We start from the raw sequence: 16,127 nt of genomic DNA, 5'->3' as shown, positions 1-16,127 counted from the left end.
AAATAATCTTATCATTATGAATCGCACTTACCTCTCTCTTTTTCTTCTCCTTGGCTTGGCCGCTTGCAATGGCGACAACCAAGAATTTGACGCCAGCGGCGTTTTTGAAGCCGACGAAGTGATTATTTCGTCTGAATCAGTCGGAAAAATCCTCCGATTTGAGGTGGAAGAAGGCACCGAGCTGAAAGCGGGTCAAGTCATCGGGAGCGTTGATTGTAAAAACCTCTCGCTCCAAAAAGCCCAAATTGAAGCCAGCATCGATGCATTAGGCCAAAAAACCAACGATGCGGCACCCCAAACGCAGATTATCCGTGAGCAACTTGTTTTGCAACAACGCCAAATTGCCACCCAACGTGAGCAATTAAGGATTCTGGAACGCGAGCGCAAACGCGTTGAAAATCTCGTCAAAGCCGAAGCCATTCCAGCCAAACAGTTGGACGATGTCGAGGGGCAAATTGACGTCTTGAAAAAGCAAATTGAAGCCACCGAAAGCCAAGTAAGCGTGCTGAATCAACAGATTAAATCACAGCAACAACAGGTTTTAATTCAAAATCGTGGTGTGCTGAGCGAACGCAAACCGTTGGAAGAACGAATTGCTCAGATGGACGACCAACTCCAACGTTGCAGCATCACCAATCCCATTGATGGCACCGTGTTGGTCAAATACGCCACCGCCGACGAAATGACCGCTACCGGAAAGGCTTTGTATAAAATCGCCAATCTTTCGTCGCTCACGCTGCGGGCCTACATCACCGGCGACCAACTCGCCAAAATCAAGCTCAATCAACCCGTAAAAGTATTTGTGGATAACGGTAAAGAGACCTACAAAGAAATGAGCGGAACCGTGACGTGGATTGCGAGCAAAGCCGAATTTACGCCCAAGACCATCCAGACCCAAGACGAGCGTGCCAACTTGGTTTATGCGACCAAAATCAAGGTCAAAAACGACGGATACCTCAAAATCGGCATGTACGGGGAAGTTAAATTATAACTAAAATGGCAACAGTCCACGTAGAAAATATCAAAAAAACGTACGATAAAGGCAGCGTCTTGGCCCTCGACAACGTCAGTTTTGACGTAAAATCGGGCGAGTTGTTTGGCCTAATCGGCCCCGACGGCGCGGGTAAAACCTCCCTTTTTCGGATTTTGACCACCCTCCTCCTCCCCGACGGCGGCCACGCCCAAGTTGCAGGGCTAGACGTGGTCAACGATTTGTGGAAAATCAGGCGCATCGTGGGCTACATGCCCGGAAAGTTTTCGTTATACCAAGATTTAAGTATTGAAGAAAATCTCCAGTTTTTCGCGACGGTTTTCAACACAACGGTCGAGAAAAACTACCATTTGATTGAAGACATTTACGTACAGATTGAGCCTTTCAAAAAACGCTTGGCGGGCAAACTTTCGGGCGGAATGAAGCAGAAATTGGCGCTTTGTTGCGCCCTCATTCACGAGCCCAAAGTGCTGTTTTTGGATGAACCCACCACCGGCGTTGACCCCGTATCCCGCAAAGAATTTTGGGATATGCTCGACCGCCTCAAAACCCGGGGCATCACGATTGTGGTATCCACCCCTTACATGGATGAAGCCAGTCGCTGTGACCGCATCGCCCTGATTCAGAAAGGAAAGATTTTGGAATTGGACACGCTGACTAAAATCATCGGACGCCACGCCCAAAACCTGTACGCCGTCAATGCCGACAACCGTTACCAGCTAATGCACGACCTACGAAAACCCGCCGAAATCGAAAGTTCCTTTGCCTTCGGCGAAGAGCAACACGTAACGCTTCGTACCCCAGAAAACGGCGAAAATTACCTCATCGACTACCTTACCCAAACGGGACATTCGGACATTACGGTAAGAAAAATCGACCCCACTATTGAGGATGTTTTCATCAAACTCATGCTCGAAAACCAATAAAACCTATGCCACAACCGGTCATTTATACCCACCAACTTACCCGCAAATTCGGCGATTTTGTGGCCGTTGATGCCATTACGTTTGAAGTACAGCCGGGCGAAATTTTTGGATTTCTGGGGGCCAACGGTGCCGGAAAAACCACCGCCATGCGTATTTTGTGCGGACTGCTCTCACCTACCTCAGGGCAAGCCAACGTTGCGGGTTTTGATGTGTATCGCCAAAACGAAGAAATCAAAAAGCAAATCGGCTACATGAGCCAAAAGTTCTCATTGTACGAAAACCTGACCGTGCGCGAAAACATTCAGTTTTTCGGCGGCATTTACGGCCTTTCGCGTCAAGAATTGAAAGACAAAACCAACGTGCTCATCGACCGTCTCGGCCTGCACAACGAAGCCAACAAACTGGTGGGTGCCTTACCGTTGGGCTGGAAACAAAAAATCTCTTTTTCGGTCGCCATCCTTCACCGCCCCAAAATTGTCTTTCTCGACGAACCCACGGGCGGCGTAGACCCGATTACTCGTCGGCAGTTTTGGGACATGATTTACGAAGCCGCCCACGATGGTATCACGGTGTTTGTCACAACACACTACATGGACGAAGCCGAATACTGCGACCGCGTTTCTATCATGGTAGACGGGGCCATTGCAGCATTGGATACTCCCGCAGGGCTCAAAAAACAGTTCAATGCCACCAATATGGACGAGGTATTTCTGCAATTGGCGCGCGGCGCGAAGAGAGGAGATTAGGGAAGCCCTTTGTCGTTCTGAAAAGACCTAAGACCGGGTTTAAATGCAATAACACAAAATGCCGCGACGGTCTGCCAGCATGACAAAGAAATGCATGATAAAAAATAAACCGGAAGTAACAACATGAAAACCTTTTTCGCCTTCATCCAAAAAGAATTTCGGCACGTACTGCGCGATAAACGCAGCTTAGTGATTTTGTTTGGATTACCCGTCGTGATGATGATTTTGTTTGGGTTTGCGTTGTCGAGCGAAGTCAAAAACTCTAACGTGGCCATCCTTGATTACGCCCAAGACGATGCGTCGCGTCTGCTGATTGACCGAATCGACCAAAGCCAGTACTTCAGCGTGCACCAAAAACTGCATTCGGAGGCCGAGATTGAACAAGTTTTTCGTAAAGGGCAAGTGCGCTTAGTGGTTATTTTTCCTCAAAACTTTCAGCAGGACTTACTCCACAGCAATCACGTACAGGTACGTCTCGTCGGCGATGCCTCCGACCCCAACACGTCCAACATCGTCATCAACTACGCGTCAAGTATTTTTCGGGATTACCAGAACGAACTAAGCAATAACAAAAAACTGCCGTACAGCATCGAGACCGAAACCCGGATGCTTTACAACCCTCAACTAAAAAGCTCGTACAACTTCGTTCCGGGCGTAATGACCCTGATTTTGATGTTATTGGGTGCCATGATGACCTCGGTTTCGATTGTTAAAGAAAAAGAAATGGGCACCATGGAAATTCTGCTGGTATCGCCCATGCGACCGCTGTTGGTGGTGCTGAGCAAGGCCATTCCGTACATGGTGCTGTGTTTTATTGATGTTGCCATCATTCTGCTCTTGGCGGTTTTTCTGTTGGAGATGCCCATTCGCGGCAGCCTGTTTTTGCTTTTGGCCGAAAGTCTCCTGTTTATTCTCACTACACTCTCGTTGGGGCTGCTGGTGTCGTCGGTAGTTGATTCGCAACAAACGGCCATGTTTTTTTCATTGGTGGGTTTTCTGATGCCTGCGTTGGTGTTCAGCGGTTTTATGTTTCCCATCGAAAACATGCCCTTACCGTTGCGAATCATGAGCAATATCGTGCCAACCAAATGGTATTACAGCATCGTACGAGCCATCATGGTCAAAGGCTTGGGCTTCTCGTACGTCATCAAACAAACCTTGATTTTGGTCGGTATGACCGTCTTTTTTTTGGGTATCGCCATTCGTAAATTCAAAATTCGGCTGGCTTAACCACTATCATCATGAACAATCTTTTCTTTTTACTGCAGAAAGAGTTTCGGCAAATTTTCCGAAATCCGACCATCCTGCGGATGATTTTGTTGATGCCCATTATTCAGCTCATCGTCATTCCGTTGGCCGCCGACTACGAAATCAAACAGATTTCCATCAGCGTCGTCGACCAAGACCATTCTCCTTACGCTCGGAAGTTGGTCCAAAAGCTGACAGCTTCGGGCTATTTTCAGTTGGTCGAATACACCCAGTCTTATGCGCAGGCCACCCAAACCGTAGGAGATGGCAAAACCGATTTGATTTTAACCATCCCTCCCCATTTTGAGCGCGACCTTATCAAGTTAAACAAAGGTCAATTGTATTTGGCCGCCGACGCCGTCAATGGTGTTCGGGCAGGCTTGGGTACGGCCTACGCCTCTCAAATGATTGGTGATTTTAACCGTGAAATTCGGGAGGAATGGATGCTATTGCCAAAGTTTAACGAAATCCCGCAAATTGAAATCACTTCGGCCAATTGGTTCAATCAGCACTTTGATTATCACCTGTTTATGGTTCCAGGCATTATGGCAATTCTGGTTACAATGGTGGGGGCTTTTCTGACCGCGCTCAACATCGTTGCCGAAAAAGAAGTAGGCACCATTGAGCAAATCAACGTAACCCCTCTCAAAAAACACGAGTTTATTTTGGGAAAACTGATTCCATTTTGGGTATTGGGCATGGTTTCCATCACGCTCGGAATGCTGATTGCATTTGTGGTATTCAGCATCCTACCCGTAGGCTCGTACCTGACCGTCTATGTTTTTTCGGCGGTGTATTTATTGGGAGTTTTGGGAATTGGCCTGCTCATCAGCACCTTTGCCGATACCCAACAACAGGCCACCCTTTTCGCTTTTTTCTGCATGATGGTGTTCATTTTGTTGGGGGGCCTGTACACGCCCATCGAAAGTATGCCCGACTGGGCGCAGTGGTTGACCAAAGCCAACCCACCCGCGTACTTTATCAAAGTTATCCGAGCTGTTTACATCAAAGGAAGTACCTTCACCGACCTGCTACCTGACTTTTTTGCCATGGTCGGTTTTGCCATTTTGTTTAATGGATTGGCAGTCTTGAATTATCGCAAAAGAAGTACGTAAAAGTCTTTATTTTGTACAATATTTTGTACAATCAATTTAACAACTCGCATGAGCATTGTGATTCGTAAAGGAACGCCAGAGGATTTTCCTGCTATTTTTCGACTGATTCAGGAATTCGCGGTGTTTCAAAAAACGCCCGAAAAAGTAACCATTACCCTCGACCAAATGCTGGAAAACAAAGACCTTTTTCAGTGTCTTGTGGTTGAGATAGAAGATGCTCAACTCATTGGTTTTGCCTCTTTTTTCCTGGCCTATTATTCATGGTCGGGCAAGGCGCTGTATCTGGATGATTTGTACGTAAAAAAGGAATTTAGAGGCTACCAAATCGGCACTCAATTGCTTGACCGACTGATTGACTACGCCAACGCGGAACAGTGCAAAAAAGTCCGCTGGCAAGTCTCCAACTGGAACAAAGAAGCCATCGAATTTTATAAAAAAATGGGCGCAAAAGTAGATGACACCGAAATCAATTGTGATCTGTATCTATAAAATAAATAAATCACGCAAAGCCGCGAAGGTGCAGAGGAACTAATACGCTCCTTTTCTTTGCGTATCTGCGCCTTTGCGTGATTCACCGTTTTACTTATACACTTTCTCGTAATACTCCGCCGCCATGCGGTCCGAGTTGAAAAAGCCCCCGACTTCATTCATGCTTCGCAAAACCATTTCCTGCCAATCATTGGGACGCTCGTAATAAAGCGGCAGTATCTCATTTTCCAACACATCCAACATATTCGACATATCTTCCCAATCGCGGGCCGATTCCGACGCCACGGGCACAATGAAAGAATTTTCTCCGTGCCGCGAAAACTCACACACCCAGCCGTCGTAAGTTGAAAAATTCAGACTGGCGTTCATAGCCGCCGTCATACCGCTCGTTCCCGATGCTTCACGCGGGACAATCGGGGTATTGAGCCACACATCAGAGCCTTGTTTCAACTCTTTCGACAACGCTAATTCATAGCCCGTCAACACCGCCATGTTTGGATATAAGTGACTCAAATAAAACAGCTGGTTGAAGGTATAAATGGCACCTTCGTCTTTCGGGTACGGCTTTCCAGCCCAGATAAACTGAATCGGGAAATCTTTATTTCGCATGAGTCGGTCAAAGCGCTCGCGGTCGCGGGTGAGGAGCTCTGGGCGCTTGTAGGCGGCAAAACGACGGGCCCAAACTATGGTCAAAATATTGGGATCAAACAACTTACCAACCTGGTCGGCAACGGTTTTGAAAAGCTCCCGTTTGAGTTCCTTTTTGCGGTTTTCCAATCCGTCCAAATCACTTTTAACACGCGCTTTTTCGAGTTCGACGTCTACCCAAGAGGTTTTATGCTGCGAATTGGTAACGTGTGTAATCTCACAAATATCCCCCGCTGCACTCCACATTCTTCGCGATACTTCACCGTGCAATTTGGAAACGGCATTAGCCTGATGGCTCAACCGCAGCGCCGCCAACGAATGACTAAAAATGGTGTCGTGCGGGCCGATACCCGTTATTTTTCGAACACTATGCAACGGGACGCCCGCAAAAAAACTTAAACTCTCCAAAAAATGAATATCGTGCTTTTCGTTGCCTGCTTCTTCGGGCGTATGTGTCGTAAAGACCAATCTTCTTTTGACCGACTCTTTCTTCCCTAGCTTCTTATATAGATAATATACCGACGATACCGCGTGGGCTTCGTTGAGGTGATACACATCGGGTTCGTAACCGATTTCATCCAAAAACTTGGCTCCGCCGATGCCCAAAAGCATACATTGCATCACTTTTACGGCGGCATCAGAATCATAAAGATGGTAGGATATTTGGCGGGCCCAAGGCTCGTTTCCGTCGGTGTCGGTCGTTAAAAAAAACATCGGAACCGTTCCAAACAGCTTCGGGTCCAAAAAATAAGCTGCTACCCAAACGGGTTGATAAGCAATGGTGATTTGAAATCGAATGCCAGTGTCTTTCAGGAAACTATACATTTTTTCCCGAAACTGCGGCACCATGCTGTTGTCGGTGGCCCGCACTTGGTCATAATACCCATGTTTCCACAAGATACCGATACCGATGAGATTCTGACGCAAATCGTGGGCGCTTTTCATGTGCGAGCCCGCCAGAAACCCCAGTCCTCCTGAGTACGTTTTGAGGGCTTGGTCAATGGCAAATTCCATCGAAAAATAAGCCACCGATTTTTTGAAACGGGGGTCTATCACGTACGGATGGGCATACGCTGAAGGAAGTTTTTTAGCCATAATTACGTTGCAATCACAGGTTGAAGAAGGTGCTAAACTAAGGAAATTTCCATTTACATCGGGCAATAAGACAATTTTCTTACGGTAAGCCTCAACATTGGTTCAATTTTCAACGCACAAATTAGCGTAATAGTCTATGAAGAAATCGTTTTTGGGGCTGGTCACATAAAAATCACCGACCAATTTTGCAAATACAGTCGTATTATCATACTTTTGCACCCACAAAATACCGAGAGGTATTTCGGGCCCATAGCTCAGTTGGTTAGAGCATCTGACTCATAATCAGGGGGTCGTAGGATCGTGCCCTACTGGGCCCACATCACAAAAGCACTTAGCAGCAATGTTAAGTGCTTTTGTATTTTAAAAGCTAGATTGAGACCAATCACTCAAAACTATTATCGGATTAATCTTTGAAAATCAAATAAAAAAGTTACATTTATACAATAACGGGAATTAAGGTTCTGGAATTAATACTACACCAACGTAAATTGATGAAGCCATTTATAACTCACACATTGCCCCGCTTCAACTTACCTTTTCTCAATTTATGACTCCTCTACCGTTACGTCTTTTACTGGCTGATGACGATGCCGACGATCGTTTGTTCTTTCAGGAAGCGCTGGACCAAATCGCCGTTTCCGTTGAGCTTACTACGGTCACAAATGGGCAGCAGCTCATCGAGTGGCTACAAGAACACCAAAGCAACCTCCCCCACCTGATTTTTTTAGACCTAAATATGCCCCGAAAAAACGGGCATGAATGTTTAACAGAAATGAAACTAATGCCTCAGTGGCAATCCCTGCCCATCATTATCTTCTCGACTTCTATACATCCTAGGCAGGTAGACGAACTGTATCATAAAGGGGCGCAGTATTACATCCAGAAACCAACCGATTTTAAGAAGCTGACGCGGGTGATTGAGCAGTTGCTTCTCATGCCCGAGGAACAAAGGCAGGTGCAACCCGCCAAAAAAGATTTTATTTTATGCAGAGCAAGATAATGAGCGTATGAAAGCTGACGAAAAAGTATTGTCCACCAATTTGTTTCCAGTAGTGGGCATCGGTGCATCAGCAGGCGGATTGGAAGCCTTCCGGAAATTGCTCAAAGCCATTCCTGAAAAATCAGGAATCGCCTACGTACTGGTGCAGCATTTAGCCCCCAACCACGAAAGCCTACTGCCTGATTTGCTACAAAAAGTAACGACCATTCCCGTCGTAGAAATCTCCGACGACATTAAGGTGGAGCCTGACCATATTTATATTTTACCCAGCAATAAGATGCTGGTGGCCAACGACGGAATATTGCAACTGAGTCCGCGCGTTACCCAAAAAAACGAGCTCAATCTACCCATCGACATTTTTTTTACCTCTCTGGCCGAAGTTCACCAAAGCCACGCCATCGGCGTTGTGTTGTCGGGCACAGGCAGCGACGGCACAGGGGGCCTGAAGGCTATTAAAGACTACGGAGGTATTACGTTTGCGCAGGATGAGGCCTCAGCCGCCTACGAAGGTATGCCCAAAAGCGCGATCGAGGCTGGGGTGGTCGACTTTATTCTCCCACCCGACGAAATCCCGCAAAAACTGTCGGACATCATCCGAATTCTTCGCTCAGACAGTACCAAAGAACCCAACGCCGAAGAAACTGAAAAGGAGCTGGTCAAACAAATCCTTGCAGTGCTGCGCATCCGGAAAGGAACTGACTTTACGTATTATAAACAAACGACCGTCCGCCGCCGAATCCTGCGCCGAATGGCTATTAACAAAAATGAAGATACCGCGGCCTATTTGTTTTTTTTAAAGGACAACAAACAGGAGCAGGATGCTTTATACCAAGATTTATTGATTCCCGTTACCTCTTTTTTCCGAGACCCGCAGGTATTTGATAATTTATGCGAAACGGTTTTTCCGCTTATTTTGAAAAACAAAAGCGCAGGAGAGGCCATTCGTATCTGGATAGCAGGTTGCAGTACGGGCCAGGAAGCCTATTCAATGGCCATGTGTTTGACTGAGTTTTTGGGCAATACCACCGAACGAGTGCAACTTTTTGCCAGCGATTTGAGCGAGCCTGCCATTGCAAAGGCACGCCTCGGAACCTATTCAAAAAGTGAAATAGAAAGCCTGACCCCCGAACGCCTGCAAAAATTCTTCGTCAAAAAAAACGGCAATTACCAAATCAATAAATCAGTGCGGGATATGTGTGTGTTTGCCACGCACAATTTTTTGAAAGATCCACCTTTTAGCAAAATGGATTTAATCAGCTGCCGCAATGTGATGATTTACCTCGAACCCTACCTCCAAAAAAAGGCATTCACCACATTTCACTATTCATTAAACCCCAAAGGATATTTATTACTCGGTAAGTTAGAAACGGTCAGCAGTGTCCCTGACCTTTTTTCCATGGCGGCCAAAGATGATAAAGTGTTCACCCGCAAAGAAGGCCCTGGTCGGTTTATGCCAATGCCTGGCCAACGAAGCGAGTTGAATCTGAGCTTTACTCATTCCAAAAACGAAAACATGCGCACCGATTTTCAAAAAATTGCCGACGACCTTATTCTCAGCCGGTATACTCCCGCGGGAGTGGTCATCAATGAAGACATGGACATTGTGCATTTTCGCGGCATTACGGGTCCCTATTTAGAACAGACACCTGGCAAACCTACCCATAATTTGTTGCTTCTGGCCAAACACGGGCTGGCCTTTGAACTGCGCAATCTTCTCTACAAAGCAAAAAAAGACAAAGCGCGCGTAATCAAAGAGATTATTCCGTTCCGGACCGATGGCAGCCTACGTACCATTTCTATCGAAATTTTACCCATGCCGGGCACGCCTGAACAACACTATTTGATCCTTTTTCATGAAACAAACGCCGTTGACTCCCTCCCTCCAACGGGCCGCCCCAAAAAAGCAACCAAAACAGTCTTAGACGATAAAGACCTTCGCATTCGGCAATTTGAGCAGGAACTCATCCAAACCCGCGAAGATATGCGCGCCATTACGCAAGACCAAGAGGCCTTGAGCGAAGAACTTCAAAGCGCCAACGAAGAATTATTGAGTGGCAACGAAGAGTTGCAAAGCCTCAATGAAGAATTGGAAACGGGTAAGGAAGAACTCCAAAGCACCAACGAAGAGCTAACGGTGGTCAACCGCGAACTAAGCAGCTTGAATGAGCAAATAACGACGGCCCGGGATTATGCCGAAGGTATCATTGCCACCATACGCGAGCCCCTGCTGGTGCTGGATAAACACCTGCGGGTAAAAACCGCCAACCTTTCTTATTACAATGCCTTCAAGGTAAACGCCGCCGATACCGAAGGGAAGTTAATCTACGAAATAGGTCACAAGGACTGGAACATCCCGGTCTTGAAAGAACTGCTAGAAAATATCCTTCCCGAAAAATCAACTTTCGACAATTTAGAGCTGACGCATACATTTTATAACATTGGCGAACGAAGAATGCGGCTCAATGCCCGTGAAATAAAAGAGGGAAATTCGGAGAAATTAATCCTGCTCGCGATTGAAGATATAACAGAACAAGCCCGCGCCGAAGAAGCTCGGATAGAAATCCAAAAACGCTACCAATTCATTACCAATTCAATTCCGCAAAAAGTATGGGCAACCGACGAAGAAGGCAACCTCAACTTTTTTAATGACGTCTGGCTCGACTACACGGGGCTTTCGGTGGATGAACTCAAAGAGTGGGGATGGAAAAAAATAATCCACCCCGACGAGTGGGAAGAATACAAAAGCAAGTGGCAGCACTCGCTGGCTACTGGTACTGAATTTGAACTCGAACACAGATTATTGAATAAGGAAGGCGAATACCGCTGGCACTTGAGCCGGGGATTGGCGTATAAAGCCGAAAACGGGAAACCATCGATGCTGTGGGTAGGTACCCACACGGAAATTCAACAGCATAAAAAACTAAAAGACGAACTAAAAAAGGCCGTCATCGAACGAACATCCGAGTTGAAAGAGGCCAATGAGAAGCTCGTAGAAAAAAACAACAGCCTTCAGAAACTCATCAGGGAGCTTGAATCTTTTACGTATGTAGCAAGCCATGACCTACAAGAACCGCTGCGCAAAATACAACTGCTGGCCCGGTACATCGACGACCACGAAAGCCAAAACTTAACCGCCGGCGGCAAAGATTATTTTAGACGCATCCTGAATTCGGCCGAAAGAATGCAACAACTAATCAATGATTTACTGTTGTTTACCCGTTTTAATACCCAAGCCCGAAAATTTGAAAGTACAAATCTCCGCCCCATTGTGGAGGAAGTACTGACCGAACTAAGCGAATCCATCCAAGAAAAACACGCCACCTTCGACCTAGCCCATCTCGGCTCCGCTCCCGTCATCGCGTTTCAGTTTCGTCAACTCCTGCAAAACCTCATTGGCAACGCCCTTAAATTTTCAAGTCCCAATCGCCCCCCCCACGTAGTGATAAAAAGTAGGATTATAAGTGGGGATAAATTGAAGAACGAAAAACTTTTGCCCGAAAAAAAATATTACCACGTCACGGTCACCGACAACGGTATCGGCTTTGATCCCCAATATAGCGAACGAATCTTTGAAGTTTTTCAACGCCTACACGAACATGAACAGTACAAAGGAACGGGTATTGGGCTGGCCATTGTCAAAAAAATCGTTGAGAATCACAACGGAATCATCACCGCCACGGGCAAACCAGATAAAGGTGCTCAGTTCGATATTTATATTCCGGCCCAATAAATCATTCCATAATAACAAATTAAAGATGCTCAAATTCAACCAGCTATAATTTCTCTCACGTTACCGTATAAATCTGTGTTATGCCTAAAACTGTGTTGCGTTTAGTAATTGTAAAAACAATACTTCTGGCGTGGTTGTGTTTCAATACCCTGACATTGAATGCTCAAAGTCAGTTGGTTAACGAATGGATTAAGCCCAATCAGAAATATTTAAAATTTTCAGTTACGCAATCGGGAATTTATCGTATCAGTTATCAGGATATTAAAAACGCCGACCCTGCTTTTCTCCAGACAGACCCTACGCATTGGCAATTATTCTGGCGAGGAAAGGAAATAGCCATCCGCATTGTAGGCCAACAAAACGGGATTTTTGACGACCCTGATTACCTTGAATTTTACGGCGAAGGCAACGACGGGAGCCAAGATTCGCTGCTTTATCGGCCCCAAAAAAGGCTACACCCCTATCAAACGCTATTCTCGGACGTTGCCGCCTATTTCCTGACCATCCATCCGTCCTCTTCTGGAAAACGAATTTTGGAGTTAAATACCTCAGCACAAGGCCTTATCCCCGAAAAATTCCACCTTGAAGAGACCGTCCAAGCTTTTACAAAAGAATATACTTTTAACAGTCTGAAAGGCATCGAACCTACGCTCCAACAAAGTTATTTTGAGCCCGGAGAAGGATGGTCTGGAAACCTCTTGACAACCGACTCCGTGGGGGTGGTTCATTTCAAATTGATGAATCCAATCGTAACCAATTGGCCCATCAAACTGGAAGGCATGATCAACGGTCGGGATAATCTGTTTCATCAGATTGAGATTCAAGTAGACACCAATCCCCAAACCACCCTAGCCTCCTTGGATTTTTGGGGATTTATGAGCCAAACATTCCAAACCACCATTGCGGCAAGTTCGGTGCTCAACCAACGCCTTAGCGTACGTTTTGAGCCCCAAAAAACCAACATTAAAAATCAATTTTCAATTACCTACGTAAAGCTATCCTATCCGCAGGCGTTCGACATGGCGGGGGCCTCCTCTAAGGTATTTCACCTGCTGGCCAACGCCCGTCGGTCTGCTTTACTCTTGGTACAAAATGTGCCCTCGACCGCCACGGCCTATGACATTACTGACAAAACCGATTGCCGTCTCTTAACTTCGGACATTCGTGACGGCCAAGCGCAGATAGTGGTTGATGAAACAACCCGCAACCGCGACATTCTGTTGACGACTCAGTCCTTGAAACCAATGGCGATTGTGCTAGTCAAATTTCAATTGACCTTCTCTGCATCAACGGATTACGTAATTATTACCCACGCTTCGCTCAAACAATCTGCCAAAGCCTATGCCGACTACCGGGCCTCCGCGCCGGGGGGAGGGCACAAGCTACTGATTGTAGAAGCTGATTCTCTCTATGATGCCTTTAACTACGGCGAGCGGAGTCCGTTGGCCCTACGACGTTTTGCGGACTTTATGCTGGCAAATACGGCCGCCAAAAATTTAATGCTAATCGGTAAAGCCTGTAGTTACCCCTATTTTGTCAAAACAGCCGCCGATGATTTAGTGCCCACCATCGGTTATCCAGGCTCCGATATTTTGTTGACTGCAGGCTTAAAAGGCTTTTCTGCCAACACCCCCGCCATACCTACGGGTCGACTCAACGTAACCACCAACGAGCAGGTTTTAGCTTATCTGACCAAACTCAAACAGTTGGAGGGGGCCCAGCCTGAAGCAGAGTGGCGTAAACACATCGTGCACATCAGCGGAGGAAAAACCCACGACGAAGCACAAAGTTTGCAAGCCACAATCCAACGTTTGGGAGATATATTTAGAAATGGATTCGTGGGGGGAAAGGTAACATCCTTTCACAAAAGCAACCCCTACGAAAAGGTAGAATCCATTGATATCGTACCAGTTGTTAACGAAGGCACCAGCCTCATTACCTTTATTGGCCACGCGGGGCCCGCTATTACCGACATGAATTTTGGGTTTGCTTCCCCGCCCGAAAACGGGCTTCGCAACCGATTTTATCCCCTCATGATTTTTAACGGTTGTGGGGTTGGGGAGATTTTTTCTCGTTTTAATACCCTCTCCACCGACTGGCTGTTGGCCCCCGAAAAAGGCGCAGGCGCAGTACTCGCCCACTCCTATTACAGCTACGAAGCACCCACCACCCGCTACTTAACTAAACTGTACGGCCATTTATTTACCAACGCAAACACCTTTGGGTTGTCGCTGGGTAAAACCCAACAACTACTCAACCAAACCATTGAGAAAGAGAGCATTACTGCTTTTGACGTATCTGTTTTGTTGCAAATGGTGCTTCAGGGAGACCCCGCATATACCCCCTATCCATTGTCAAGCCCCGATTTTGCCGTGGAACAAAAGGATGTCTATATTCAATCTTCGGTCAGGGGTAGTATGCTCAAAAACAGTGATTCGATTCGAGTGGTCATTCCAATTAGTAATTTAGGCAGATTCGTACCTGAGCAACCTGTTTCATTGTTACTGAAAACGACGGGAAAAGTCTCCACCGAAAAAGTTCTGTCCGTAAACGCTTTTCGTTACCGCGATACGGTGTATCATACCATACCGATGGATACAGCATTACAAAAAATTGAAGTAAGCATTGACCCCAACAACCAAGTTATTGAACTGAGCAAAGCCAATAATAACGCAACCCTCCTGATTGATTGGACGCAGGCAACAGGCAGCAGTTTTCCGCCCAATCTATTGCCAGATGTGGTCAGTCCAGTACTGAGTGTTTTTATTAACGGGGCCATGAAAGAAAACTACGCCATCGTTGATTCAAAACCAAAAATAGCTATTTACCTCATAGATGAGAACCCATTATCAGCCAATGATTTAAGTGCTTTTGAGGTTTATTTAGTGGCGTGCAGTACTTGTAGCCCCCAAAAAATCACTCCCAAATTACTGCAAATTACCGCTATTGCTGGCAATCAGCTGCGGGCCACTACCCATTTAGACCTTGAAGAAGGCAACACTTACCAGCTCATTATTTTTGGGAAAGACGCCTCTGGCAATCGAACAAAGAACCCCTATACCCTATGGCTCAACTCTTTAGTTTCCAATGCCCCCATTACTTTTCTGGCTTATCCCAATCCAGCCATTTCATACGTCAAGTTTGAGTTGAACCTGAACGGAGAGGAATTGCCGACTGTGTCGCGACTGACCATTTATAACCTATTGGGGTTACTGGTTTTCGATGGCAATTACCCCATCGAAGCGGGTAAAAACACTTTTCTGTGGCAGGCAGAAGCCCCCGGGCACTACATCTATAAATTACGATTAATCCGAAAAAACGGGCAAGCTGAAACACATACGGGAAAACTTATTTGGCGGTATTAAGCAGTCGATTGCTCGCAATTAAGGCCCATTTGAATGTGGTACCCGACGCAATGATGCCCTTACCGATGCAATCAGACGACGATTGGCAAAAGGCAACGGCCACATCTTCACGGTACACCAAACCAATGTTTGGGGCATAAACCCGCAAATATTTTGATTGATTGACTAAGGTAGAATCATTGGCCCCCACCACCGAAATCGTATAATCAAACGCCCGCGGCCCCACTGCATACGGTTGACCTTGATTTTGATATTGTAGTGCTGCTTCAGGGTTGGTATTGTATAAGTTAGGGTTCCAAGAAGTAGTGAGTAAGATAGGAAAGACCAATTCTATGACTGACACGTTGTTTTCCTGACTGACAACCTCCGAAAGGCTTCCATAAACCGTGTGAATACCCATAAGTTTCCAAGCAGACTGCTCCGTTTGCCGGGTAGACTCTTCAACCAGATAATACAATTGACCATTTTGGACCAATGAACTCCTAATTTTTTTCTGAAATTGATAGCTGCTTTTTAGGGATGAGTTAACGGCCAAATGCTTTTCCTGCGTTACTTGATACACCCAATAATCACCAACTTGTAGGGGAAAAAAGGCCGCGTCATCGGGGGTGGGTTCATGGTTCTTTTGCCGACATCCTTGGCACAAGCCAAGGAAAAACAGCAAGAAAAAAAACCACAAATTGTGTTTCTTAAACATCGTTAAACAATTGATAAACAGCCACTAAAAGCCACCTTGGGTAAAGATAACAAAGTAATGCTGATATTACAAGGACA

General features: G+C 46.2%; 11 protein-coding genes and 1 tRNA gene. 10 read left to right on the top strand and 2 right to left on the bottom strand.

Features of this window, described 5'->3' with window-relative positions; all coding sequences use genetic code 11:
- Positions 1-16 precede the first annotated feature (16 nt).
- From GVN20_RS26385 to GVN20_RS26360, 6 genes are all read left to right on the top strand, one after another.
- Positions 17-991 carry an HlyD family secretion protein gene (locus GVN20_RS26385; protein WP_166561217.1) on the top strand — a complete coding sequence of 325 codons (975 nt, stop codon included), beginning with the start codon at positions 17-19 and terminating at the stop codon, positions 989-991.
- Between the two features lie 5 nt (positions 992-996).
- Positions 997-1,917 carry an ABC transporter ATP-binding protein gene (locus GVN20_RS26380; protein ID WP_166561216.1) on the top strand — a complete coding sequence of 307 codons (921 nt, stop codon included), beginning with the start codon at positions 997-999 and terminating at the stop codon, positions 1,915-1,917.
- A 5-nt stretch (positions 1,918-1,922) separates the two neighbouring features.
- Positions 1,923-2,663 carry an ABC transporter ATP-binding protein gene (locus tag GVN20_RS26375; RefSeq protein ID WP_166561215.1) on the top strand — a complete coding sequence of 247 codons (741 nt, stop codon included), beginning with the start codon at positions 1,923-1,925 and terminating at the stop codon, positions 2,661-2,663.
- Positions 2,664-2,786: 123 nt separating this feature from the next.
- Positions 2,787-3,893, top strand: coding sequence for an ABC transporter permease (locus GVN20_RS26370; protein WP_166561214.1), 1,107 nt, complete (start codon positions 2,787-2,789; stop codon positions 3,891-3,893).
- A gap of 11 nt (positions 3,894-3,904) precedes the next feature.
- The gene (locus GVN20_RS26365; protein ID WP_166561213.1) at positions 3,905-5,026 is read left to right on the top strand and encodes an ABC transporter permease; all 1,122 of its coding nucleotides are present in this window, start codon (positions 3,905-3,907) and stop codon (positions 5,024-5,026) included.
- A 48-nt stretch (positions 5,027-5,074) separates the two neighbouring features.
- Positions 5,075-5,515, top strand: coding sequence for a GNAT family N-acetyltransferase (locus GVN20_RS26360; protein WP_166561212.1), 441 nt, complete (start codon positions 5,075-5,077; stop codon positions 5,513-5,515).
- Positions 5,516-5,605: 90 nt separating this feature from the next.
- Here GVN20_RS26360 and glgP read toward each other — a convergent pair whose 3' ends face one another.
- On the bottom strand, positions 5,606-7,258 hold the full coding sequence (glgP, locus tag GVN20_RS26355) for an alpha-glucan family phosphorylase (protein ID WP_166561211.1): 1,653 nt from the start codon (positions 7,256-7,258) through the stop codon (positions 5,606-5,608).
- A 243-nt stretch (positions 7,259-7,501) separates the two neighbouring features.
- Here glgP and GVN20_RS26350 point away from each other — a divergent pair.
- The 4 genes from GVN20_RS26350 (at position 7,502) to GVN20_RS26335 (ending at position 15,353) form a co-directional block, all read left to right on the top strand.
- Positions 7,502-7,575, top strand: a tRNA-Ile gene (locus GVN20_RS26350).
- 230 nt (positions 7,576-7,805) lie between these two features.
- Positions 7,806-8,258 (top strand): response regulator, encoded by a 453-nt coding sequence (locus tag GVN20_RS26345; RefSeq protein ID WP_166561210.1) that lies wholly within the window; start codon positions 7,806-7,808, stop codon positions 8,256-8,258.
- 7 nt (positions 8,259-8,265) lie between these two features.
- Entirely contained in the window at positions 8,266-11,988 is a 3,723-nt protein-coding gene (locus GVN20_RS26340) for a chemotaxis protein CheB (RefSeq protein WP_166561209.1), read from the top strand.
- Positions 11,989-12,068: 80 nt separating this feature from the next.
- Complete coding sequence (locus GVN20_RS26335) at positions 12,069-15,353, top strand: C25 family cysteine peptidase (protein WP_166561208.1); 3,285 nt, start codon at positions 12,069-12,071, stop codon at positions 15,351-15,353.
- On the opposite strand, the gene GVN20_RS26330 is transcribed toward GVN20_RS26335, so the two are convergent.
- The gene (locus tag GVN20_RS26330; protein WP_166561207.1) at positions 15,337-16,050 is read right to left on the bottom strand and encodes a hypothetical protein; all 714 of its coding nucleotides are present in this window, start codon (positions 16,048-16,050) and stop codon (positions 15,337-15,339) included. The genes GVN20_RS26335 and GVN20_RS26330 overlap by 17 nt on opposite strands.
- Between the last annotated feature and the right edge of the window lie 77 nt (positions 16,051-16,127).

Source organism: Runella sp. CRIBMP, from assembly GCF_009905605.1.
Lineage (GTDB): Bacteria > Bacteroidota > Bacteroidia > Cytophagales > Spirosomataceae > Runella.
Note: the sequence above shows the minus strand (reverse complement) of the source record. Positions and strands in the feature narration are given on the sequence as shown.